Origin of the sequence: Speluncibacter jeojiensis (assembly GCF_029589495.1) — a bacterium.
Classification (GTDB): Bacteria; Actinomycetota; Actinomycetes; order Mycobacteriales; family Mycobacteriaceae; genus Speluncibacter; species Speluncibacter jeojiensis.
This window is the reverse complement of the sequence record NZ_JAAIVF010000003.1, coordinates 181904-204237: the sequence shown is the minus strand read 5'-3', so window position 1 is coordinate 204237 and position 22334 is coordinate 181904. Positions and strand designations below refer to the sequence as shown.

Annotated in this window: 23 protein-coding genes and 1 pseudogene; 14 read left to right on the top strand and 10 right to left on the bottom strand. The window is 68.2% G+C overall.

Annotation, left to right across the window (positions count from 1 at the left end):
- Position 1: 1 nt before the first annotated feature.
- The 4 genes from G4X40_RS11840 to G4X40_RS11825 form a co-directional block, all read right to left on the bottom strand.
- A complete protein-coding gene (locus tag G4X40_RS11840; protein ID WP_277832706.1) occupies positions 2-1300 on the bottom strand; it encodes an SAM-dependent methyltransferase in 1299 nt (432 codons plus the stop codon).
- Positions 1297-2022 (bottom strand): DUF1365 domain-containing protein, encoded by a 726-nt coding sequence (locus tag G4X40_RS11835; RefSeq protein WP_277832704.1) that lies wholly within the window; start codon positions 2020-2022, stop codon positions 1297-1299. Before G4X40_RS11835 ends, G4X40_RS11840 begins: the two co-directional genes overlap by 4 nt.
- Positions 2019-3371 carry an NAD(P)/FAD-dependent oxidoreductase gene (locus tag G4X40_RS11830; protein WP_277832703.1) on the bottom strand — a complete coding sequence of 451 codons (1353 nt, stop codon included), beginning with the start codon at positions 3369-3371 and terminating at the stop codon, positions 2019-2021. The genes G4X40_RS11835 and G4X40_RS11830 overlap by 4 nt, the downstream gene beginning before the upstream one ends.
- A 301-nt stretch (positions 3372-3672) precedes the next feature.
- Positions 3673-4332: a fasciclin domain-containing protein gene (locus G4X40_RS11825; RefSeq protein WP_408642183.1), complete on the bottom strand. Its 660-nt coding sequence runs from the start codon at positions 4330-4332 to the stop codon at positions 3673-3675.
- A 193-nt stretch (positions 4333-4525) separates the two neighbouring features.
- On the opposite strand from G4X40_RS11825, the gene G4X40_RS11820 reads away from it, so the two are divergent.
- Complete coding sequence (locus tag G4X40_RS11820; RefSeq protein WP_277832702.1) at positions 4526-6295, top strand: cytochrome c biogenesis protein DipZ; 1770 nt, start codon at positions 4526-4528, stop codon at positions 6293-6295.
- Between the two features lie 136 nt (positions 6296-6431).
- Here G4X40_RS11820 and G4X40_RS11815 read toward each other — a convergent pair whose 3' ends face one another.
- Both G4X40_RS11815 and G4X40_RS11810 read right to left on the bottom strand, forming a co-directional pair.
- Entirely contained in the window at positions 6432-6707 is a 276-nt protein-coding gene (locus G4X40_RS11815; protein ID WP_277832700.1) for a hypothetical protein, read from the bottom strand.
- A gap of 206 nt (positions 6708-6913) precedes the next feature.
- Entirely contained in the window at positions 6914-7210 is a 297-nt protein-coding gene (locus G4X40_RS11810) for a WhiB family transcriptional regulator (RefSeq protein WP_277832698.1), read from the bottom strand.
- Positions 7211-7739: 529 nt separating this feature from the next.
- Between G4X40_RS11810 and G4X40_RS11805 the strand changes: the two genes are divergently transcribed.
- The gene (locus tag G4X40_RS11805; protein ID WP_277832696.1) at positions 7740-8150 is read left to right on the top strand and encodes an STAS domain-containing protein; all 411 of its coding nucleotides are present in this window, start codon (positions 7740-7742) and stop codon (positions 8148-8150) included.
- A 264-nt stretch (positions 8151-8414) separates the two neighbouring features.
- Here the strand turns inward: G4X40_RS11805 and G4X40_RS11800 are convergent, their stop codons facing one another.
- Genes G4X40_RS11800 through G4X40_RS11790 form a run of 3 tightly spaced genes read right to left on the bottom strand, consistent with a single transcriptional unit; the run spans position 8415 to position 11688 of the window.
- The gene (locus tag G4X40_RS11800) at positions 8415-8858 is read right to left on the bottom strand and encodes a response regulator (RefSeq protein WP_277832694.1); all 444 of its coding nucleotides are present in this window, start codon (positions 8856-8858) and stop codon (positions 8415-8417) included.
- Entirely contained in the window at positions 8855-10435 is a 1581-nt protein-coding gene (locus tag G4X40_RS11795; RefSeq protein WP_332844335.1) for a sensor histidine kinase, read from the bottom strand. The genes G4X40_RS11800 and G4X40_RS11795 overlap by 4 nt, the downstream gene beginning before the upstream one ends.
- A gap of 47 nt (positions 10436-10482) precedes the next feature.
- A complete protein-coding gene (locus tag G4X40_RS11790) occupies positions 10483-11688 on the bottom strand; it encodes a PP2C family protein-serine/threonine phosphatase (protein ID WP_277833070.1) in 1206 nt (401 codons plus the stop codon).
- 448 nt (positions 11689-12136) lie between these two features.
- Here G4X40_RS11790 and G4X40_RS11785 point away from each other — a divergent pair, with 448 nt between their 5' ends.
- The gene (locus G4X40_RS11785; RefSeq protein WP_277832692.1) at positions 12137-12799 is read left to right on the top strand and encodes a response regulator transcription factor; all 663 of its coding nucleotides are present in this window, start codon (positions 12137-12139) and stop codon (positions 12797-12799) included.
- 336 nt (positions 12800-13135) lie between these two features.
- A complete protein-coding gene (locus G4X40_RS11780) occupies positions 13136-13384 on the top strand; it encodes a LapA family protein (protein ID WP_277832690.1) in 249 nt (82 codons plus the stop codon).
- Between the two features lie 120 nt (positions 13385-13504).
- On the opposite strand, the gene ectB is transcribed toward G4X40_RS11780, so the two are convergent.
- On the bottom strand, positions 13505-14764 hold the full coding sequence (ectB, locus tag G4X40_RS11775) for a diaminobutyrate--2-oxoglutarate transaminase (protein WP_277832688.1): 1260 nt from the start codon (positions 14762-14764) through the stop codon (positions 13505-13507).
- A gap of 444 nt (positions 14765-15208) precedes the next feature.
- Here ectB and G4X40_RS11770 point away from each other — a divergent pair, with 444 nt between their 5' ends.
- The 10 genes and pseudogenes from G4X40_RS11770 to G4X40_RS11725 all read left to right on the top strand — a co-directional run bounded on the left by G4X40_RS11770 (position 15209) and on the right by G4X40_RS11725 (position 22278).
- Positions 15209-15778 (top strand): type 1 glutamine amidotransferase domain-containing protein, encoded by a 570-nt coding sequence (locus G4X40_RS11770; protein WP_277832686.1) that lies wholly within the window; start codon positions 15209-15211, stop codon positions 15776-15778.
- A complete protein-coding gene (locus G4X40_RS11765) occupies positions 15775-16758 on the top strand; it encodes a TIGR03557 family F420-dependent LLM class oxidoreductase (protein ID WP_277832685.1) in 984 nt (327 codons plus the stop codon). The genes G4X40_RS11770 and G4X40_RS11765 overlap by 4 nt, the downstream gene beginning before the upstream one ends.
- Positions 16755-17433, top strand: a pseudogene (locus G4X40_RS11760) (HAD family hydrolase). The gene G4X40_RS11765 and the pseudogene G4X40_RS11760 overlap by 4 nt, the downstream one beginning before the upstream one ends.
- A 105-nt stretch (positions 17434-17538) precedes the next feature.
- Positions 17539-18135, top strand: coding sequence for a hypothetical protein (locus tag G4X40_RS11755; RefSeq protein ID WP_277832684.1), 597 nt, complete (start codon positions 17539-17541; stop codon positions 18133-18135).
- Positions 18136-18192: 57 nt separating this feature from the next.
- Entirely contained in the window at positions 18193-18579 is a 387-nt protein-coding gene (locus tag G4X40_RS11750) for an ATP-binding protein (RefSeq protein ID WP_277832682.1), read from the top strand.
- The gene (locus G4X40_RS11745; protein ID WP_277832680.1) at positions 18579-19388 is read left to right on the top strand and encodes a SigB/SigF/SigG family RNA polymerase sigma factor; all 810 of its coding nucleotides are present in this window, start codon (positions 18579-18581) and stop codon (positions 19386-19388) included. Before G4X40_RS11750 ends, G4X40_RS11745 begins: the two co-directional genes overlap by 1 nt.
- 48 nt (positions 19389-19436) lie before the next feature.
- Entirely contained in the window at positions 19437-19979 is a 543-nt protein-coding gene (locus G4X40_RS11740) for an Rv1733c family protein (RefSeq protein ID WP_277832678.1), read from the top strand.
- A gap of 81 nt (positions 19980-20060) precedes the next feature.
- Positions 20061-20621: a hemerythrin domain-containing protein gene (locus G4X40_RS11735; protein ID WP_277832677.1), complete on the top strand. Its 561-nt coding sequence runs from the start codon at positions 20061-20063 to the stop codon at positions 20619-20621.
- A gap of 13 nt (positions 20622-20634) precedes the next feature.
- Positions 20635-21597, top strand: a complete 963-nt coding sequence (locus G4X40_RS11730) for a TIGR03557 family F420-dependent LLM class oxidoreductase (protein ID WP_277832676.1) — start codon at positions 20635-20637, stop codon at positions 21595-21597.
- A 6-nt stretch (positions 21598-21603) separates the two neighbouring features.
- Positions 21604-22278: a UdgX family uracil-DNA binding protein gene (locus tag G4X40_RS11725; protein WP_277832675.1), complete on the top strand. Its 675-nt coding sequence runs from the start codon at positions 21604-21606 to the stop codon at positions 22276-22278.
- Positions 22279-22334 lie beyond the last annotated feature (56 nt).

Below are 22334 nucleotides of genomic sequence, written 5' to 3'. Positions count from 1 at the left end.
GTCACGGCTCACGGATCGGCTCCCGGTCGAGGACGAAATGGTGGACGTCGAGATAGCCGGAGGCGAATCCGGCCTCGGAATAGGCGAGATACAGCCGCCACATGCGGCGGAAGATCCGGTCGAAGCCCAGCGCCTCTGCGCCGCCGGTGTGCGCGGTGAACCGCTGCGACCACAGACGCAGGGTCTGCGCGTAGTCGTGTCCGAAGCCGCGCGCATCGCGGATCCGCAATCCGGTGTGCTCGGCGGTGAGCTGCTCGAGCAGTTCGACCGACGGCAGGAATCCGCCGGGAAAGATGTACTTGTGCACCCACGTGTACGTGCGGCGGGTGGCGAGCATCCGGTCGTGCGGCATCGTGATGGCCTGTAACGCGATCCGGCCGTCCTCGTCGAGCAGACGGTCGAGGGTGCGCAGGTAGATCGGCAGGTATTCGTGGCCGACGGCCTCGATCATCTCCACCGAGACGACCGCGTCGAATCTGCCGGTCACGTCCCGATAGTCCTGCAGCGCGACCGTGACCTGGCCCGACAGTCCCGCGGCGGCGATGCGTTCGCGAGCGAGCAGTTGCTGCTCGCGCGAGAGGGTGACGGTGTGCACCCGGGCCCCCCGTCGCGCGGCCCGGATGGCCAATTCGCCCCAGCCGGTACCGATCTCGAGGAGACGCGTGCCGGCCGTGACGCCGGCGGCGTCGAGCAGTGCGTCGATCTTGCGCCGCTGCGCGGCGGCCAGATCCGACCAGACCGGAGCCGGAGCGGACGGGGCGAACAGCGCCGACGAGTAGGTCATGGTGTCGTCGAGGAACAGGCTGAAGAACTCGTTCGACAGGTCGTAGTGGTGGGAGATGTTCGCGCGGGCGCCGGCGCGGGTTCCGCGGTCGGCGCGCGGCCGGCGGGGCAGGCACACCGCGCGCAGGTGCTGCAGCGGCGGCGGGATCAGCGTCGCGATGCGGGAGGCGAGCACGGTCAGGACCGCGGTGAGGTCGGGCGCCGACCAGTCTCCGGCCATGTAGGCCTCGCCGAAACCGATCAGTCCGCTGTCCGCGACACGGGCGAAGAACTCGCCGGGCCGATGGACCAACATCCGTGGTGTCGCCTCGCCCGACCGGGACCCGGCGCCGAGGAGGGTCCCGTCCGGATACTCCACGCGCAGCGGCAGGTTCCGGACCGCGCGGCGGAAAAGGGCGGCGGCGACGGGCGCGCCGACTCGGGCGCGGGGCCCCCGCGGGACGGTGGTGACCGCGCTCCACCGCGGCGAGGCGGCGGCGTCGCTGCGCGGCGCGAGGTGGGCCTGGTCGGTGCTCATTGCACGCTCTCCTGGAAGTGAGGTCGGGGTTGGATCGGCAGACGGCGTAACCACAGTCGAAGGCCCTGCCAGCGGATCAGCAGTGCCACGAGCATCGGCGCGCCGGGGACCGCCAGCAGTGCCCGCAGTACGGTGCGGTTGTCGGCCGGATGCACCCGGCCGGTCATGGTCGCGGCGAACACCGTGGTGCCCGCCGGGTCCAGCAGGGTGATCGCGATGCCGAGCCGGGCGGCCGGTTCGGGAACGTGTAGCCGGTAGGTGCCGCTGACGGAATTGAACGGCGACACGTAGAAGGACTTCGCGACGGTGGCGTTGCCGTGGCCGTCGGTACGCAGCAGGTAGCGGTGCCGTTCGCCGTAGGTGTTGTGCACCTCGGCGACGACACACGCCAGGGCGCCGGCGCGGTCGTGGCACCAGTACACGGTCAGCGGGTTGAACACGAAGCCCAGCACCCGGGCATTGGTCAGCATCCGGACCCGTCCACCGGTCAGCTCGATGCCCTCGCCGCGCAGATAGCGGTCGATGTTGGTGCGCAGGCTCGCATGCGGATCACCGAGGTGGTCGCGGGCCCGGAAGCGGGCCAGCGGCCGCAACGGCCTGGGCAGTCGCGGCAGGTCGTCGAGGTCGACGAGCCAGCTGTAGCTGCGATAGGCGAACTCGTGCCGGACCGGTTCGCGGCGCACGTGGCGGATCCGGGTGCGAACGATCTGCGGCGCGCTCATGCCGGCCTCCCGGCCGCGGTGCGCAGTTCCGGGGCGGGACCGCGCCAGACGCCGCCGAGTCTCGCGGCCGCGACGGACCCGGACAGCGCGCCGTCCTCGTGAAAGCCCCAGCCGTGATATGCGCCGGCGAACACCAGCCGATGATCGCCGAGCTGCGGCAGTCGGTACTGGGCGGCAAGGAAATCCGGGGTGTACTGCGGATGCTCGTAGACCATGGTGTCGATCACCGCCGCCGGATCGACGCGGTCGCCGTCGCCGACCGTCACGACGAAGCGCCGGTCCGCGTGCCCGTCGAGGCGCTGCAACCGGCTCAGGTCGTAGCTCACCAGCACCCTGTCCGGGCGGGTGTGGCAGTGCGGGAGCCGATAGTTCCACGACGCCCGGGCGCCGGCGCGCCGGGGCAGTACCGAGGTGTCCGTGTGCAGCACGGTGTGGTTGACCGAATACGGCAGCGCCCCCAGCACATCGATCTCGGCGGTGGTCGGCGATTCGAGCAACGTCAGGGCCTGAGCGGGGTGGGTGGCGACGACCGCGGCGTCGAAGAACTCGACCCGATCGTCGCCATCACGCACCGCGACCCCGTCGGCGTGGCGCTGCACCGTCCGTACCGGCGCGCCGGGCCGCACGACGTGCAGTCGCTCGGCGACCGCCTGGACATAGCGTGCCGAACCGCCGGTGACGGTGCGCCACGTCGGAGAACCGAACACGGTGAGCATGCCGTGGTGGTCGAGGAACCGCAGCAGGTACCGGACCGGATAGTCCAGCGCGACGTCCGGCGGACACGACCACACCGCGGCGACCAACGGCACCATGAAGTGCGCGGTGAAGTACGGGGTGAACCGCGCCGCCGCGAGAAACACCCCGAGCGTGCGCTCGGGCGTGGCGTCGGGGTCGCCGGCGGCGGAGTCGAGTTCGGCCCGCGCCAACCGGTGGAACCGGGTGACCTCGGCGAGCATGCGCAGGTACTGCGGCCGTGCCAGCGCACGCGGCTCGGCGAACAGCCCCCGCAGGCCCTTCGCGCCGGCGTACTCCAGGCCGCAGCCATCGCACCGCACCGACATGGACATGTCCGATTCCTGGGTGGCGACGCCGAGTTCGTCGAACAATCGCAACAGCGTCGGATAGGTGCGGTCGTTGTGCACGATGAACCCGGAATCGACACCGACCGTGGATGATTCACCCGAGCGGGCGCTCACCTGATGGGTGTGGGCATGCCCGCCGAGCCGCGGCTGCGCCTCGAACAAGGTCACCTCCGCGGTGCGGGCGAGCACCCACGCGGCGGTCAACCCGGACACCCCGGCGCCGATCACCGCGATCCGCCGCCCGGCAGCTGCTGTCGTCTCCTGCATGCCTGTTGTTCGGAGCCGACGCGGATGCGGATGGGTCGCGCCCGCCGGCGGCGGGACTCGGGGGCGAACAGGTCGGTGGCCCAACCCCTCGGAGTAGGGGCTGGGCCACCGGAGGAGGTGAACCGCAAGGGCAGGTTGCCGACGTTCACACCCACGACGCGCGGATTGCCGGAGCGGAGGTCTGGTTCCACTCCCTGGCCCGGTACATCGCAGGTGAGGTGTCGACGTGCGCGGTCACCTCGATCAGGGGACACCCCCGGATCCGTCGGAGGCAGGGGTGTCGTCGTGTTGTCGGTGCCGGTTACTGTGCGGGCGGCATGAGGACCGAGTCGACCAGGTAGACGGTCGCGTTCGCGGTGTGCACGCCGCCGCAGATCACCGAGGCGCCGTCGACCTTCATGTTGTCGCCGGTCCCCGTGACGGTGACGGTCGACCCCTCGACGGTCTTGTGGGTGCCGTCGATCTGCGCGGGGCTGAGCTGGCCCGGAACCACGTGGTAGGTCAGGATCTTCGTGAGTTCGTCCGCGTTCGTCTTGAGCGAGTCGATCGTGGCGGGGTCGATCTTCGCGAACGCCGAGTCGACCGGCGCGAACACGGTGAACTGTCCGCCGTCGAGCGTGTCGACGAGATTGACCTGCGGGTTGAGCTTGCCGGACACCGCCGAGACCAGTGTCGTCAGCAGCGGGTTGTTCGACGCCGCGACCGCCACCGGTGCGGTCGACATGCCCGTGACCGAGCCCGGCCCGGTCGGTACCTTCGCCGCGTAGTCCGCGCACCCGGGCCCGACCAGGTCGGCGGCGGGGTTCATCTGCGCGCTCATCGCCGGCGACTGCATCGACGTCGTGGGCGAGGCGGCCTTGCTCGAGTTGCCCGAGGAGTTGCTCGAGCATGCGGACATGCTCACGGCGGCGACCGCGGCCAGACCGACGGCCGCGAAAGCCTTGTACTGGAGGTTCTTCATCGTTTCACCCTTCGTCGACCGCGGACGTCACCCGTCGGTCATCGGCACTGTCACCCGTCATTCGGCGCACCGGTGGGATCGGATGGGTCGGTGCACAGAAAATTTCGGAAGCGGTTCGGCCGGATGCGGATCCGGACGGGAATTCGCGGGTCGATCCACCCAGCCGGCAGCGCCGCGGCAGCGAATACCGGGCATGTACACGTTGGTCCTCATCGGATTCGTCGGCGGACTGATCACCGGTATCTCGCCGTGCATCCTGCCGGTGCTGCCGGTCATCTTCTTCTCCGGAGCACAGAACGCACGGAGTGACAGCCCCGCGGACGAGGCGGCAGCGCCGTCGGGCGCCGGAACCGTCACCACCACCGCCGTCCGTCCCCCGCGCAGTCTCGCCGACACCCTGCGGCCGTATCGGGTGATCGCCGGTCTGGTGGTGAGCTTCTCGCTGGTCACACTGATCGGCTCGGCCCTGCTGTCGGTGTTGCACCTGCCGCAGGACACGATCCGCTGGGCCGGGCTGGTCGTGCTCACCCTCATCGGGCTCGGACTGATCTTCCCGGCATTCGAGCACCTGCTCGAGCGGCCCTTCTCCCGGCTGCCGCAGCGGCCCGTCGCCCAGGGCAAGAGCGGATTCGGCCTAGGGCTGGCACTCGGCGTGCTCTACGTTCCCTGCGCGGGACCGGTGCTCGCCGCGATCGTCGTCGCGGGCGCCACCGGCCACGTGGGCCTGTCGACGGTCGCGCTGACGGTGTCCTTCGCGTTCGGTGCCGCACTGCCGCTGCTGATCTTCGCGCTCGCGGGACGGCGCGTGGCCGAACGGGTCGCCGCCTTCCGCCGCCGGCAACGCCTGATCCGCATCGTGGGCGGCGTCGTGATGATCGCCCTCGCCGTCGGGTTGGTGTTCGACCTCCCGGCGGTCCTGCAACGCGCGATCCCGGACTACACGAGTTCGCTGCAGAACTCTGTGGGCGGCGCGGACACGCTGCAGGACAAGCTGGATCTGGGCGGCATCGTGACCGACCAGAACCGGCAGCTGTCGAACTGCACCAACGGCGCCGCGGAGCTGCAAAACTGCGGCGGCGCACCGGAACTGACCGGAATCACCGCGTGGCTCAACACCCCCGGAGGCATGCCGGTCGACCTGAAGTCCCTGCGCGGCAAGGTGGTTCTCATCGACTTCTGGGCCTACTCGTGCATCAACTGCCAACGCGCCATCCCGCACGTGGTCGACTGGTACAACACCTACCGCGACGCCGGACTCGAGGTGATCGGCGTGCACACCCCCGAATACGCCTTCGAGCGCGTCCCCTCGAACGTGGCGTCCGCGGCGAAGGGGCTGCACATCGACTATCCCATCGCGCTCGACACGAACTACTCGACCTGGACCACCTATCGCAACAGCTATTGGCCCGCCGAGTACCTCATCGACGCCACCGGCACCGTGCGGCACATCGAGTTCGGCGAGGGCGGCTACGCCGGCACCGAGAAGCTCATCCGGCAACTTCTCACCGACGCCCACCCCGGCGCCGCGCTGCCGGCCGGGACCGAGGTCAGGGACACCACCCCCACGGTGAGCACCACCCCCGAGACCTATCTGGCGGTCGGCAAGGTCGTCAACTACGCCGGGGGAGCACCGTACGAACCGGGGACCGCCCTGTTCGCGTACCCGCCGGCGCTGCCCGCGGACAGCTTCGCGCTCCGCGGTCGGTGGACCCTTGACCACCAGGGCGCGACCGCCGCCGGACCGGACTCGAGCATCGAACTCGACTACCACGCCGAGAACGTCTACCTCGTGGTCGGCGGCACCGGCACGGTCGCGGTCACCCAGAACGGCACCACCCGCCGGATCCCCGTCAGCGGCCCGCCCACACTGCATCAGATCGTCTCCGCAGGCCACAACGCCCGCGGCCGGCTGCAGGTCACACCCGGCGAAGGAATGCAGGTGTTCTCGTTCACCTACGGATAGCTCCGTGCGCCACCGGCGGCAACTCCGAGAACAATTCGGGCATTGACGGCGGCCCGACGCGGGGCAACGCGTGCTGCCCTGCCGGTATCCAGGGCGCTGCGGTTGCTGCGCGCTGTCGATTCTCAGATCTCACACCTCAGATCGCGCCGAGCGCCTCGCGGGCCGCCTGAATGTGGTTCCTTTCGGCGTTCGCGACGGCGCGCATCGTGCGCTGAGCCTTCGACGTGGCCGGCAATGTGGTTGCAGCGGTGGACATGTGATCGAGATGAGTCACTGAATCGACAGTCGGGGTGCTGGAGAAGAATACGCTCATGGTGGTGTTACTTCCTGTGGGTTCGTCTCCAGCGTGGTCGGCGCCGGGATGGGCCGCGCGGGGGATCGGGGTCAATGGTGGGGTGAGGGCGACGGTCACCCGTCCGGTGTGTTCGCTGGGTTTCGTCGATGTTGGCCTGAACGTGGACCTGACCGGGCGCTTACTGCAGGGTGTGCCGGCCCGAACGGATTTCGAAACCGCGTCCCATCGGGTTGTTACTCCTGAGTGCCGTGTTGTTAGCCCTGAGCGCCGCCGGTTATACCTCGGGAAGGTCGTCGCCACCGGGCCATCACCGGGCAACCGGTTCAGGCGGAGGCGGCGAGGTAAATCCGCCGGCGTTCGCCTTCGGTGAGTCCACCCCAGACCCCGAAAGGTTCGCGAACGGTCAACGCGTGGTTGAGGCATTGGGCTCGGACAGGGCAGGTGTCGCATACCTTCTTCGCCTGTTCCTCGCGCCGGTGCCGGGTCCTGCGGGTCTCGCGCGCGGCAGAGAAGAAGATGGCGGAGTTCGCGTCGCGGCATCGCCCCCGAACCTGCCATTCCCATCGACTGTCGATCGGTTTGAGGAGCTGGCGCAGAACGCCTCGGTCACTGCTGGTCATTTCGTCCTCTGTTCCTGGAAAGAGTTTTGCACCCGGTGTGCAGTCAGGAGCGGGGTGGGTGAAACATTTTGTAGTCAGTCGTCGGGTCGGAAGTCAAGTCGAAAATCCCGCGTTTAGAACCGAGCTGGTATGGGTAGGAAGTGACGCTCTTGGGGAGGTCGAACTGCCGATTCGACGGTGCTCGCGGCTGCTCCTGCCAGCGCAAACGGCCAGGTGCTCGGCGTGATGCCGCTGTGGCCGGGGCCGTCGAGGTATAGCTGCGGAGCAAGATGGGTATGTAGTCCTCGGTCGATATTTCTTTTGTGACAATTACCTTGAGGAGATTGAGAATGCCGTTCCTGTCGAAGAATGCCATCCGAACGGGCTGCGTGAAGCGCATGTATTCGCTGTACGGGGTGCCCTACTTCGGAGGACGAAATGGGATCGACATGGTCCAGACGTTGTCCACGGGGAGTGGACGCCGGGGACAGTTCTCCGCCTCGGCGCCGACGGTTCCGGCTCCGCTGGCCGTCTTGGCCACCGCCTCCCGGTGAACGACGAAGCCCTGTCGGCCGACGGTATATTTCGCCGCATGGAGATGCCCGGAACGTCCTACGCGTCCACATTGGCCCTCGGGTCAGCGGTCACCGAAGGCGTGGCGGTGATCCACACCCGAGGTGAGGTAGACGTGGTCACCGCTGCAGAACTGCAAGGGGCGCTGGAGGAGACGGTCGCCCGGCATCAGTGCACGGTGCTGATCGTGGACCTGTCCGATGTGAACTTCCTCGCGTCCGCGGGACTGGCGGTGCTCATGCGCTGCAGTGACAACCTCTCTGATCGTCAGTGCAGGTTCCTCGTGGTCGCCAACAGTCCGGCCACGGTTCGGCCGCTCGAGTTGACCGGGCTCACGGAGGCGCTCGAGGTGTACGACTCGGTCGAAGCGGCCTTGGCGACGGTGTGAACCCCGTGGGTGGACGTTCGGTGGCGGTGTCTTCGAGTGTCCCGGGACCGGTGATCGACGCGTTGGCAGGAGGTGGCCGACGTGAGTTGTCGCTGCCGGCGCTTCCCCCCGGATGTCCGCACGCTCGCGATCGTCCGCGGTGCCCTGGCCGCATTCGTCATGAAGTGATCAGATCTGATGCAGACCAAGGCGGGTCCACGTCTCACGTTTGCTGACGAAGACGCTCGCCCAGGTGCGCACTGGGCTGAACGACTGAACCTCTGTTCACGCGCGGCCGGGAAGCCGCACGACCTGCACGAAAAAGTCGTCGATCTGCCGGATGGCGGAGATGAACTGATCGAGATCCACAGGCTTGGTGACGTAGGCGTTGGCGTGCAGCTTGTAGCTGCGCAGGATGTCTTCCTCGGCACTGGAGGTGGTCAGGATCACCACCGGGATGTCGGAGATGTCGGGGTCGGACTTGATCTTCTCGAGGACCTGCCGACCATCATATTTGGGAAGGTTGAGGTCGAGCAGGATCAGGTCCGGCCGGACGGCCTCGGTGAATCGACCTCGCCGGTACAGAAAGTCCAGGGCCTGTTCACCGTCGCGGGCGACGTGGAGAGTGTTGCCGACCTTGTTGTACTCGAACGCTTCCCGAGTCATCAGCTCGTCGCCCGGGTCGTCCTCTACGAGTAGGACGTCGATGGCCTGTCCGGTGGGGCTCACGCGAGTGCTCCTTGCTGTGTGTCGTCTGCGTCGCTGTCGGTGTCCGGGTTGTGCTCGGCAATGCTGGGTAGGGTAAGGCAGAATCGGGCGCCGGCAGTGTGGGTCGTATCGAGCCAGATCTTTCCGCCGTGGTACTCGACGATCTTCTTGCACAAGGCCAACCCGATCCCCGTACCTGAGTAGGCATCGCGGGCGTGAAGTCGCTGGAAGATGATGAAGACCTTGTCAGTGAACTCCTCTGGGATTCCGATCCCGTTGTCCTGCACGCAGATCAGCCATTCATCGCTGGACCGGAGGTCTGCGGTGATGGACACCTCTGGGGCGCAGTCGGGTCGTGCGAACTTGATCGCGTTGCCGATCAGGTTCTGCCAGAGCATGGTCAACAGCGTCGCATCTCCGGTGATCTCGGGAAGATGTTGTGGTTTGGTGATGTGCGCGTCCGAGTCCTCCACCGCTGCAGCGAGATTGCCCAACGCTTTGTCGAGCGGCTGGTCGAGGGGCAGCCGGCTGAAACTGTCGCCGACCCGTCCGACCCGCGAGAAGGTCAACAGGTCGTTGATCAGCGCCTGCATCCGCTTTGCGCCGTCGACGGCGAAGTCGATGTACTGGTGGCCCCGCTCGTCGAGCGACCCGCCGTACCGCTTCTCGAGTAGCTGGCAAAATGACGCGACCTTACGCAGGGGCTCTTGCAGATCGTGCGAGGCGACGTACGCGAACTGCTCGAGTTCGGCGTTGGAGCGGCGCAACTCGACGGTTTGCGCGTCGAGGGCAGTGGTTTGTTCCTCCAGGCGCGCTTGCCGGTCTCTGACCATCTCCAACTCGGTGACGATTCGGCGGCGCATGCCTTCGATGTCTTCGGCGAGAGCCCGGATGTCCGTCGGACCTCTACCGGCATCGACCTGATGAGCGAAATCTCCCTGAGCGACCAGACGTGACGAATCCGAGAGCCTGCGCAGGGGTCTGGTCACTGCTGTGCGTATCAGCGCCGCGAACACGGCGCCGACGGCGAGGAGTACACCGAACATTGCGGCGAAAACGATGTTGCGTAGCAGGGTTACCGAGGAGAGGCGATCCTGCGCATCGATGCGGGCCCGCTCGATGTGCTGGTTCTGGGCGGTGAACAGGACACGCAAGGTGTCGAAGTCGGTCTTGCCGCGGTCGAACACCGCAGGGTCGATCCGACCGGGGGCATTGGTTGCCTGCGCAAGCAGTGGCACGGCGAAGTCGGTGCGCCACCGGTCTGCAGCCTGCTCGATGGCGGTCAGGTCGGAGAGCAGGTCTGGCCGGTCCCCGATCAACCGACGGAGCTGACCGGTGGATAGCTGTTGGGTCTGCAGGCCCTGGTTGTATGGCTCGAGGAACGAGGGATCTCCGGTCAACGCATACCCGCGCACACCCGTTTCCTGGTTGAGCAGCGAGGACTGGAACTGGTAGGCCGCAGCTCTCGCCGGCAAGAGGGTGCCGGTCAGCTCATCGGTGACCTGCGAGCTGCGGGTCAGTGAAACTGCGCCGGCGACCGCGCCTGCGCAGATCAGCACGGCCATGATCGACAACACCAGATTGAGCCAACCCTGCACGGTCAATCCCGCGCTGAACGGTATGCGGCGTAGACGCAACCGTCCCCTCATGAGCGAAAGCCGCCCTTCGTCCACTGCACATGTACCACCGCGACGTCATCGGTCAGGCCGCCGTATTCGCCGGCCAAGCGCTCCGCGTGACTGATCAAGGCATCGACGAAACCATCGGCCGACGCGGTGCCTCGGGTGCGCGCGTAGTCGAGCAGACCGTCTTCGCCGAGCCGCTCGGTGGGGCTGATCAGTCCTTCGAAGAGTCCGTCGGTGAACAACACCAGCGAGCCGTGCTCACCGATGCGGCATTGCTGCGATGTCCACTTGGCGTGTTTACGCACCAACCCCAACGCAGGCCCGCCGGAGGCCTCCACCCAGTCGACGCCTGTACCTGTGCGTATCAAGAATCCGGGGTGGCCGGCACGGATGACGCCCATCGTGGTGCGGTCGGGTGCAAGCTCCACGCTCGTGACCGTCGCGAAGATGTGCGATTGGGTCCGCTCGGCGACAAGGATCTCTTCGAGCGTGCGCATGGCGGCCTCTGCGGGAACACCGGCGACAACGAGTGTCCGCCAGGCGATCCTCAGGCTCACGCCCAACGCAGCCTCATCCGGTCCATGGCCGCAGACGTCACCGATGAGCAGATGCACCGTGCCGTCATCGTCCTCGACGACATCGTAAAAATCGCCCCCGAGCAGGCCATGCGCCCGGCCAGGACGGTAGCGCGCCACCACCTCCACACCATGACGGCGCAACAATGGAACCGGGAGCAGTCCCCGCTCGAGTCGGGCGTTCTCCTGCGCGCGGTGCTCGCTGGCCCGCAATGCCGCCGTATCCTGCTCGGCCCGCTTACGTTCGATCGCATAGCGCACCGCGCGGGTGAACAGGTCGGCGTCGACGCGCCCTTTGACCAGATAGTCCTGGGCGCCTGCTGCGACCGCGGCGAGCCCGGTGCCGTCCTCGGCCAGCCCGGTCATCACCACCACCGGGACCCCGCGCGCGGAGCGCTGTACCTTGTCCAACGCGTCGAGTCCCTGCGCGTCCGGCAGGTGCAGGTCGAGCAGAATGCAATCGGGGCGAACGGTCGCCAGTTCCACTTGTGCGTGCCCGAAAGACTTGGCCCACACGAGATCGAAATCCGACGCCGCGTCGGCGGCCATCTCCTCCACCAGGAGGGCATCGCCCGGGTCGTCCTCGATCAACAACAGCGTCAGCCGCGCCGTCAGATCCGGACCAGGCGCAGTCGGTCGAGGCCGACCGATGGGGGCTTTCACCGGCGGACCCCAGACCTGGCCCGGGCGGCCGTCATCGCCCTTCCGCACCGCCGGCGGTGCCGAACCTTCGTCAACGAGCTCATGACCTTGCTCTCCTGCTCCTGTCGCACCGATGAGGCGGAAGCGGCAACCGTCTCCCTGCGGCCGGCCCGTTGGGGGCGCCGCTGACACGCATGCGTCGACGCCCGTTCCGATCGCGCACACCACCGCCCATGCCGGAACCGAGATACCGCGTACCGCATGCGCCTGCGGGAGCAACGGTATCGGGGCGGGATGGGATGCGTCTTCACCCCTAGGGGTGTGGTCCGAGCATCGCACGTTGTCCTTGGCCGGCTTGGGCCTGCATGAGATTCGGCGCACCACATCACGCCCGCATGAACCGCGCAGGCTCACCGACACCCGAAAGGGTGAAGACAAGGCCGATACAGTAGTTGGTGTGAAGACGATCCGTGTCGCACTCGTTGATGACTACGAGGTTGTCGTTCAGGGGTTGGCCTCCATGCTGCGCAACTATCGTGACCGCGTGGAGGTTGTCGAACTCAACGCCAACACCGACGTCTGCGACGTGGCCGACATCGCTTTGTACGACTCGTTCGCCAACCCGCAAACCGACAGCACTCAGATCCGTGATCTCGTCGCGAATCCTCTGGTCGGCAAGGTCGTCATCTACACGTGGAACTTCGCCAAGCGATCCGTCTCGGATGCGTTGGCAAACGGCGCCAGCGGCGTCGTGTCGAAGAGTCTGCCCGCGGCCCAGTTGGTCGAAGCGCTCGAATCGGTGCACCGCGGGGATCAGCAGATCCACCCCAGCCACGAAGGGGCCAAGATCGTTGCCGGTGACTGGCCCGGACGTGAGGAAGGACTGACCCAGCGGGAAGCGGAAGTCCTCGCACTGATCACGCAGGGATTGAGTAATGTCGAGATCGCCGAAACGTCTGGCCTGGCGCTGAACTCGATCAAAACCTACATCCGCAGCTGCTACCGGCGGATCGGGGTCTCCAGCAGAACGCAGGCCGTCTTGTGGGGGTTCGAACACGGCTTCCTCCCCGATAGGTCACGCGCGCGTCCCTCCGATGTCGACGACCCGCGTGTCCGGTGAGACCGGCGTCGAACCGGACTACGCCGTCGATCAGCCTCGCGGGCGTTGTCCAAAGGCGGTGTTGCGGTCCCGCCCCTACACTGGATGAGTAGGCCAATGATGCGCTGGCGCAGGGCAGTTGCCGAACGCGCCGCGGTGAATCCTGATGGCATGAAGTGGTGATGCGGGATGAGTGACACGCCGAATGAGGACCGAGGGAACAGCCAGGAGTCGTCGGCCGCGGGTACTGACGAGGCTCCAGAGGTGCCTGCATCGGCGGACGCCGCGTCCCGTACGGTGCCACCCGCACCGGCGCGACCGAGTCGGGTGCCCCGCGGAGTTGCCTCGAAGGTGTGGGTGGGCAGCATCATCGGTGCGCTGGTCCTGGTGTTCCTGCTGATCTTCATCCTCCAAAATGGCACATCGGTGAGATTCGAGTACCTCGGTGCCCACTTCGCGCTGCCGGCCGGTGTTGCGATGTTGCTCGCACTGCTGCTCGGTGTGGTGATCATGGCAGTGATCGGTAGCGCGCGGATCCATCAGCTACGCCGGGCATTCAAGCGTCGCAAGGTGCGTCAGCTGCCCTCGCAGGCATCACAGCGGTAGGCGGAACGCGCACCGGAACCTCCGCAGGGAGTTGGCGGCGGTGCGAGCACAGCGCCCCTCTTCAGAGGTGATGCACCGTGCTCGCACCCGAATGCACTCGAGCAGACTGGAGAAGGCTGATCAGGCCCCGAATGCGCGGGTGGTGGCCTCGGCGAGGACGGACAGGCCGTGATCGAGTTCGTCCTCTGAGATGGTCAGCGGCGGAAGGAGTTTGACCACTTGGTCGCTCGGACCGGAGGTTTCCGCGAGTAGTCCGGCGTCGAACGCGAGTGAGCACACCTTTGTTGCGAGGTCGGGTTGCTCGAACGCCAAACCCTGGACGAGGCCGCGGCCGCGGGTGCTGACCCCGTCGAAGTCGTCGGCGAGGGTGGTCAGTTTCTCGGCCACCCGTGAGCCCTTGATGAGGGTGTCCCCCTCGAACTGTTTGTCGTTCCAGTACTGCTCGAGTGCCACGCGGGCGGTGACGAACGCGGGGTTGTTGCCACGGAACGTGCCGTTGTGTTCGCCGGGTGCCCAGATGTCGAGTTCGGGTTTGAACAGTGTCAGGGCCATCGGCATTCCGTACCCGCCGATCGACTTCGACAGTGTGACGATGTCCGGGGTGATGCCGGCGACCTCGAAGGAGAAGAACGGACCCGTGCGTCCGCACCCCATCTGGACGTCGTCGACGATCAGCAGGATGTCTCGCTCCGCGCACAAGTCCGCCAGGGCGCGCAGCCACTCAGGACGCGCGACGTTGACGCCGCCCTCGCCCTGAATGGTCTCGACGATGACCGCGGCCGGGCGATTCAGGCCACTGCCCGAGTCGTCGAGCACGCGCGAGAACCAGTGAAAGTCTTCGGCTACGCCGTCGAAGTAGTTGTCGAACGGCATCGGAGTGGCGTGCACGAGCGGCACACCCGCCCCGGCGCGCTTCATCGAGTTCCCGGTGACCGACAGTGCACCGAGCGTCATCCCGTGAAAGGCGTTGGTGAAACTGATGATCGACTCGCGGCCGGTGGCCTTGCGGGCGAGCTTGAGGGCAGCTTCGACCGCGTTGGTGCCGGTCGGCCCGGGGAACTGGACCTTGTAGTCCAGCCCGCGCGGACGCAGGATGTTCTCTTCGAACGCGGTGAGGAAGTCGCGTTTGGCGACGGTGTGCATGTCCAGACTGTGGGTGATTCCGTCGTCGGCGAGGTAGCTCAGTAGGGCTCGCTTGAGCACATCGTTGTTGTGCCCGTAGTTCAACGCGCCGGCGCCGGCGAAGAAGTCGAGGTATTCGCGGCCGTCCTCGCCGCGGATCCAGGACCCCTTGGCGGTGTCGAACACCGTGGGCCAGTTGCGGCTGTAGCTACGCACCTCGGACTCGAGGGTGGTGAAAATGGTGCTCGGATCGATCACGTCGGTCCTCCGTTCCCGCGGCGATCCACCGCACCCGCGTGAATCGGGGCAGATGGGCTTGCTGCGTTGTCGGCGACATCAGCACGAAGCTGCTGCCCACCGGGATTGGTTGTGGCCTTCTGTGCTTGCCAAACACTTGCACAGTCCGCCGACGATGGCCGGTCCCGTCGCCCGCTTCAGGCGTGTCACGACGGTGTCCACGCAGGTCACCTCTTCGCTGTGATCCCCGCCACGTGACGGCCAAGTGATGGGCGGCGCGAAGGCGGTTCACCGGTCGGGGGAGATCCGGACCTGAGCATCGACCTCGACTGCTACGCCGCGCCACCTACCGACGAAGAACTGCAGGTGTTCGCGTTCACCCACGGATAGGTCCGCGCGGGGTTAGCGGCCCGCCGATCCGGGGTATGCGTCCGGGAAAACGGACCGCGAGGAGAGGACAGGGCGATGGCCAACCCGTTGCAGGGCAAGAAGGTGGCGTTCCTGGTGGCGCCGGAGGGCGTCGAACAGGTCGAGCTGACCGAGCCGTGGAAGGCGGTCGTCGCGGCCGCCGGCGAGCCGCTGCTGGTGTCGACCGAACCCGGCTCCGTGCAGGCGTTCCACCACCTCGATCGCGGCGAGCGGTTCGACGTGGACCGGGTGGTCGACGACGTCGGTCAGGCGGACTTCGACGCGCTGGTGCTCCCCGGAGGTGTGGCGAACCCCGATCAGCTGCGCACCCACCCGCGGGCGGTCGCGTTCGCCAAGGAGTTCTTCGACGCGGGCAAGCCGGTGGCGGTCATCTGCCACGGCCCGTGGACGCTCGTCGAGGCAGGCGTGCTCGAGGGCCGGCGGCTCACCTCGTGGCCGAGCCTGCGCACCGACATCCGCAACGCCGGCGGCGAGTGGGTCGACGAGGAGTTCGTCCGCTGCGACTGCGGGCCCACCGTCTTGATGTCGAGCCGCAAGCCCGACGACCTGCCGGTGTTCTGCGCGCGGTTGGTGCGCGAGCTGAGCCAGCCCACGGTGCCGGCATGAAACTGGGATACAAACTGCTGGCCGAGGCGCTCTCGCCCGCGGAGCTGGTGTCGGCGGCGGTGCGCGCGGAAAGTGCCGGGTTCGACTTCGTCGAGATCAGCGACCACTACCACCCGTGGCTGCACTCCCACGGGCATTCCCCGTTCGCGTGGTCGGTGCTGGGCGCGATCGCGGCGCGCACCGACACCCTCGAGTTGGCGACGGGGGTGACCTGCCCGTTCCTGCGCTATCACCCGGCGATCGTCGCGCAGGCCGCGGCGACCGTGGCGTTGCTGTCCGAGGGCAGGTTCACGCTCGGGCTCGGCGCCGGAGAGCGGCTCAACGAGCACGTCGTGGGGGAGGGCTGGCCGTCCGCGGCCGTGCGGCACCGGATGCTCGAGGAGTCGATCGAGATCATCCGGTTGCTGTGGGAGCCGGGCTTCCACTCGTACCGGGGCGATCATCTGACACTCGACCACGCTCGGGTCTTCGACCTGCCGCCGACGCCACCGCCGATCGTCGTGGCCGCCGGTGGCCCCGGTTCGGCCGGGCTCGCGGCCCGCTGCGGAGACGGTCTGTTCTGCACCGAGGCGTCCGAGGAACTGGTCGGCAGCTACCGCACCGACGGCGGCGAGGGTCCCCGCTACGCCGAGGTGCCGCTGGCGTGGGCCGAGTCGGACGAGGCGGCGCTCGCGTCGGCGCATCGGCTCATGCGGTTCGGTGCGCTCGGCTGGAAGGTGCAGGCCGAACTGCCCGACGAGGACGGGTTCGAGGCGGCCTCCCGCTACGTGCGTCCCGAGGACATGGCCCCGACCACCGGCTACGGCCCCGATCCGCAGGCGCATCTCGCCGCGCTGCAACAGTTCGCCGCCGCCGGCTTCGACCACCTCGTCCTGCTCGATTCCGGACCCGACCCGGAGGGCTTCTTCTCCTTCTTCGAGCGTGAACTGGCACCTGCCGCAAGAGAACTCGGCCGCGCACCGTCGGGGTCGGCTCGATGAGCGCCCGCTCGGCCGTCCTGCTCGACGTCGACGGGACGTTGGTCGACTCGAACTACCACCACGTGCTCGCCTGGCAACGCGCCTTCGCGGACGTGGGGCACCAGGTCGAGGCCCGGCGGATTCACGAGCAGATCGGCAAGGACGGCAGCGCCCTCGTCGCCGAACTGCTGGGCGAGGCCGCCGAGCAGGCCGGTGGACGCGCCGAGGACCTGCACACCCGCTACTACCTGGACCTCGCCGACGAGTTGCAGCGGCTCCCCGGGGTGCACGACCTGCTGGCCGCGGTCGCCGGACAGGGCGTCGCCGTGGTACTCGCCAGTTCCGCCGGCAGCGACGAGATGGCGGCGCTGCGCCGGGTGCTCGACGCCGACGAGCTCATCGACGAATTCACCTCCGGCGGCGACGTCGACCAGGGCAAGCCCGATCCCGATCTGGGTGGCGGTGGCACTGGACAAGGCCGGCGTGGACGCGGAGCACGCGGTGTTCGTCGGCGACGCCGTCTGGGACATCCGGGCGGCCCGGCGGCTACGGGTGCCGACGATCGCGCTGCTCAGCGGGGGCATCGCCGAGCCGACCCTGACCGCCGCCGGCGCCGCGGCGGTCTACGACGACGCCCGCGACCTTACGGTGCACCTGGACGCCTCACCGATCGCCGCACTGTTCGCCGGACGGTGACCAGGGTTCGTTCCGGGGCCGATCGGGTATCCGCAAGTGCACAGCGTGACGAGAACCGAGATCGACCAGAACCACAGATCGACCACAACCACGAGGAGGACGATCATGGCTGCGAACACCGCTGAACCGGGCCGGTTGTGGGTGCCGCGCAGACGCGGTGCCGTCGGCGGGCTGCTGCTGATGCTGCTGGGGGCCTGGGGCGCCATCGTGCCGTTCGTGGGACCGTACTTCGACTTCACCTATGGACCGGCAAGCACGTGGTCCTGGACCGCGGCGCGCGGATGGTTCGAGGTCGCGCCGGGCGCGGCCGCCTTCCTGGGCGGCCTGATGCTGCTGCTCACCAGCAGCCGCGCCGTCGCCATGGCGGGCGCCTGGCTCGCCGTCGCCGGCGGGGTGTGGTTCGTGATCGGGCCTGCGTTCGCGCCGTGGCTGACTCCCGGCGAACTCGGTGCGCCCGGCGACCCGCGGGCGGGGATGTCCGCGCTCGAGCAGATCGGCTACTTCTCCGGTGTCGGCGTCGCGATCGCGCTGCTCGGCGGTATCTCGCTCGGCCGGCTGTCCGCGCTGACCGTGCGCGATGCGCAGGCCGCGCAGGCGCGGCGTCAGCGGGCGACGACCACCGCCACCGACCGGCGCCACCGCGGCCTGTTCCCGCATTCGCACGCACACGCGCACGCTGCCGGACCTGCGGTGGGTGGGTAGCCTTGACACGGGACGCGAGCTGAGCCGATGACACAGCAGCACACCGGGACGGCAGCAATGCGTGTGGGATCTCCGGTCGAATTCACCGTGCCGGCAGACGCAGGACACCTGCCGGTGGTGCGGGCCATCGCCGAAGCGATCTGCCTGACCGCCGGATGCGACCTGGACCAGACCGCCGACATCAAGCTCGCCATGGACGAGGCGTGCTGCAACCTGCTGGCCGGCGCGGTCCACGGCTCGCAACTGGTCTGCACATTCGAGGGGGAGGCCGCGGCCATGCGCGTCTCCATCACCTCGACCGAGGCGACGACGACGCCCGTCACCACCGGGTTCGGCTGGTTCGTCCTGGAGTCGCTGACCGACTCGGTCGGCACGGCGCATTCTCCGGGGACACCGATGACCGCGACCATCACCTTCACCCGTGCCGGGGACGGCGATCGGTAGTGCGGGGAGAGAGCAGAGGCCGCGGGCGGTCGCCGACCGCATCGGACGACTACGCCGACGTGCTGGCCTCCTTCGAAAAGCTTGCGGCCTGCGAATCGCCCGAGAAGCGCCGGACCCTCCGGGACGGCATCGTCGAGCGGTGCCTGCCGCTGGCCGCGCACATCGCACGCCGGTTCCAGGGCCGCGGCGAACCGTATGACGACCTGCTCCAGGTGGCGAGCCTGGGTCTGGTCAACGCCGTCAACCGGTTCGACGTCGACCGCGGCGCCGACTTCGTGTCGTTCGCGGTCCCGACGATCATGGGCGAGGTGCGGCGGCACTTCCGCGACGCCGGGTGGGCGATGCGGGTGCCGCGGCGCATGAAGGAGATGCACCTGCAGATCTCGGCCGCGGTGAGCACCCTTTCGCAACGGCTGGGCCGGGCGCCGACGGCGACGGAGATCGCCGCCGAACTCGGTGTCGACGTCGCCGAGGTCTCCGAGGGCCTGCTCGCGGGCAGCGCCTACCAGACGATTTCCGCCGACGCGGCCATCGGAGACCGCAACGACGACATGCCGATGCTCGAAACGCTCGGTCAGGAAGACCGGGAACTGGAGAAGGTCGAGTACTACGCGGCGGTCCGGCCGATCCTGGAGAAGTTGCCGGAACGCGAACGGCGGATCCTGACCCTGCGCTTCTTCCGGTCCATGACCCAGACCCAGATCGCCGAGCAGATGGGGATCTCGCAGATGCATGTCTCGCGCATCCTCTCGCGCACCCTCTCCCGGGTGCGGTCCGAACTCGACGCACAAGGCTGCGAAGCGCCCTGACATGCGTCGGGGCGATTGCGCCCGCCGCCGACGGGGTACGCCGTCGCCATGAACATGCGAGCGGTGCGGCCCGTGTTGCGGCCGGTGCTCGCGCCCCACGACCCGCTGGTGCGCTGGTGTGATCGGTGCGAGTCCTGGGCGGCGCTGGCGGTGGCAGCGGTCGTCGCCGCGCTGCTGCCGGCGGCACTGGTCGCGGGCTGGATGTGGGGATCCGCGCAGTACGCCGGCATGGTCGGGCATCGCCACGACGTCGTGGCCCAGGTGGTGGCGCACCCGGACAGTCACGTCCGCCCCGGACTCGTCGAGGCGACGTGGTCATGGGACGGGCTCCGGCGGACCGGAATCGTTGCGGCTCATCAGGATCCGCCGGGCAAGGTGGGCGTCGCCGTCGACGACCGCGGCCGGCCGGCGAGTGTCCCGGAACTCGCCGACGTGCGGTCGTCGGCGATGGGTTCGGCCGCCGTGCTGTGGATGGTCGTCGTGGCCGGCTCGGTCGGCACGGTGCGGGCGGTGCATCTGCGGACCGAACGGCGCAGGGCCGCCTTCTGGGACGCGGAACTGTGCCGTTTCCTCGGCCCGGAGCGCCCCTGACGGCGGGCCTCGACGGTTTGCGCCGGGCGTGCCGCGGGTAGCTCAGGGCAGGACGGACCGCGTCGACCGAGGAGGAAGACAATGAGCGAGGTTCATGCGTCGTCGTCGGGTGATGTCATCGACTTCCTGATCGACCAGCACCAGCAGATCAAGTCGCTGTTCCGGGAGACTCTCGCCCACACCGGCGACGAGCGGGAGGAACAGTTCGTGCACCTGCGGCGGCTGCTGGCGGTGCACGAGACCGCAGAGGAGGAGATCATCCACCCGCGCGCGAAAGACGAACTGCCCGACGGTGAGAGCATCGTGCAGGCACGGCTGGACGAGGAGAACGAGGCCAAACAGGTGCTCGGCAAGCTGGAGACGCTCGACGTCGACTCGGCAGAGTTCGAGCGCCAGCTCAGCGAACTGCGCGTGGCGGTGCTCGACCACGCGGACAGCGAGGAGCGCGAGGAGTTCGCGCAGTTGCGGCGCGGCATGAGCGAGCGTGAGCTCGAGCGGATGGTCCGCACAGTGCGCCTGTCCGAATCGGTCGCGCCGACGCGGCCGCACCCCGGTGTCGAGACCCGCGGCGTGAACCTGGTCGCGGGCCCGTTCGCGTCGATGATGGATCGCGCCCGCGACGCCATCGTCGGCAAGGGTTAGGCCGGGCAGTGCCATGATGGTGTTCGGATACCACCTGGCCTGCGAGGAGTACGAGCCGAAAGAGCTGGTGCGCCAGGCTGTTCGCGCCGAAGCGGCCGGCTTCGACAGGCTGTGGATCTCCGACCACTTCCACCCGTGGAACGAGCAGCAGGGACAGAGCCCGTTCGTGTGGTCGGTGATCGGCGCGCTCTCGCAGGCGATCGACATCCCGGTGACCACGGCCGTGACCTGCCCGATCATGCGGATCCATCCGGTGATCCTCGCGCATGCCGCGGCCACGTCTTCGGTGCTGCACGAGGGACGGTTCGTACTCGGGCTGGGCACCGGTGAGGCGCTCAACGAGCACGTCACCGGGTGCAGGTGGCCGCCGTCGGCCGTGCGCCGGGAGATGCTCGAGGAGGCCGTGTTCGTCATCAGGGAATTGCTCACCGGCCGGCAGATCAACTTCCACGGAAAACATTTCACCGTCGAGAACGCGCGGATCTACACGGTGCCCGAGGAGCCGACGCCCCTGTACATCTCGGGATTCGGACCGCACTCGGCGCGGCTCGCCGGGCGGATCGGCGACGGCTTCCAATGCACCACACCCGAACGGGAACTGCTCGATGAGTTCCGCGACGGCGGCGGTGCGGGCAAGCCGACCCAGGCCGGGTTCAAGGTGTGCCACGCACCGACCCTCGACGCGGGCGTCGAACTCGCCCACCGGATCTGGCCGAACGAGCACCTGCCCGGCGAACTGGCCCAGGTGCTGCCCACGCCGGCCCACTTCGAACAGGCCTGCACACTGGTCCCGCGGTCCACGGTCGCCGAGTCGGTACCGTGCGGTCCGGACGCGAAACCGTTCGTCGACCGGATCCAGGACTACATCGGCGCCGGCTTCGACGAGGTGTACGTGCAGCAGGTCGGTCCCGACCAGGACGCGTTCTTCGACTTCTGGGAACAGCAGGTCGCGCCCGCGTTCACGGGAGGCCGGTGATCCCCGGTGACGGGCGCCGAGAACTACCTGCCGCGGGACCGGACGATCAGCGCCCTCGCGGCGGCGGCCCGGTGCTGTCAGGGCTGTCCGCTGTACGAGCCGGCGACCCAGACGGTCTTCGGGGAGGGGCTGGCGTCGGCCGCGCTGATGCTGATCGGCGAGCAACCCGGCGACCGCGAGGACCGGGCCGGCCAGCCGTTCGTGGGGCCTGCCGGGACACTGCTGCACCGGGCGCTCGACGACGCCGGGATCGACGCCGACCGGGTCTACCGCACGAACGCGGTCAAACACTTCACGTTCACCCGGCAGATCGGCGGCAAACGCCGTATCCATCAGCGGCCCAGCCGGACCGAGGTGGTCTCGTGCCGGCCGTGGCTGCTCGCCGAGATCGAGGCGCTGCGGCCGCAGGTCATCGTGTGTCTCGGCGCGACGGCGGCGCAATCGCTGTACGGTTCGGCCTTCCGGATCACCGCACACCGCGGGGAGGTGCTGCGGCTGCCCCGCGAGATCGGACCCACCGCGCGGTGCCCGGCACTTGTGGTCGTGACCATCCATCCGTCGGCGGTGCTGCGTGACCGCGACGAGGCCCGGCGCCGCGACGCCTATGACGCGTTCGTGGCGGACCTGCGCGGCGCGCGGAACCTGATCCCGGCGCGGGCCGGCTCGGGATCTCGCGGATGACGCGTTTGAGGTCGGCGCCGGCCGGGAAGACCGTGTGCGCGGCCACCAGCCGTGGT

What these genes read in the sequence shown, in the direction of transcription:
- G4X40_RS11750 (WP_277832682.1), top strand. Translation starts at nt 18,193, where the DNA reads ATGCGTGTGGGATCTCCGGTCGAATTCACCGTGCCGGCAGACGCAGGA.
- G4X40_RS11740 (WP_277832678.1), top strand. Translation starts at nt 19,437, where the DNA reads ATGAACATGCGAGCGGTGCGGCCCGTGTTGCGGCCGGTGCTCGCGCCC.
- G4X40_RS11770 (WP_277832686.1), top strand. Translation starts at nt 15,209, where the DNA reads ATGGCCAACCCGTTGCAGGGCAAGAAGGTGGCGTTCCTGGTGGCGCCG.
- G4X40_RS11840 (WP_277832706.1), bottom strand. Translation starts at nt 1,300, where the DNA reads ATGAGCACCGACCAGGCCCACCTCGCGCCGCGCAGCGACGCCGCCGCC.
- G4X40_RS11755 (WP_277832684.1), top strand. Translation starts at nt 17,539, where the DNA reads ATGGCTGCGAACACCGCTGAACCGGGCCGGTTGTGGGTGCCGCGCAGA.
- G4X40_RS11820 (WP_277832702.1), top strand. Translation starts at nt 4,526, where the DNA reads ATGTACACGTTGGTCCTCATCGGATTCGTCGGCGGACTGATCACCGGT.
- G4X40_RS11835 (WP_277832704.1), bottom strand. Translation starts at nt 2,022, where the DNA reads ATGAGCGCGCCGCAGATCGTTCGCACCCGGATCCGCCACGTGCGCCGC.
- G4X40_RS11765 (WP_277832685.1), top strand. Translation starts at nt 15,775, where the DNA reads ATGAAACTGGGATACAAACTGCTGGCCGAGGCGCTCTCGCCCGCGGAG.
- G4X40_RS11730 (WP_277832676.1), top strand. Translation starts at nt 20,635, where the DNA reads ATGATGGTGTTCGGATACCACCTGGCCTGCGAGGAGTACGAGCCGAAA.
- G4X40_RS11810 (WP_277832698.1), bottom strand. Translation starts at nt 7,210, where the DNA reads ATGACCAGCAGTGACCGAGGCGTTCTGCGCCAGCTCCTCAAACCGATC.
- G4X40_RS11830 (WP_277832703.1), bottom strand. Translation starts at nt 3,371, where the DNA reads ATGCAGGAGACGACAGCAGCTGCCGGGCGGCGGATCGCGGTGATCGGC.
- G4X40_RS11735 (WP_277832677.1), top strand. Translation starts at nt 20,061, where the DNA reads ATGAGCGAGGTTCATGCGTCGTCGTCGGGTGATGTCATCGACTTCCTG.
- G4X40_RS11825 (WP_408642183.1), bottom strand. Translation starts at nt 4,332, where the DNA reads ATGAAGAACCTCCAGTACAAGGCTTTCGCGGCCGTCGGTCTGGCCGCG.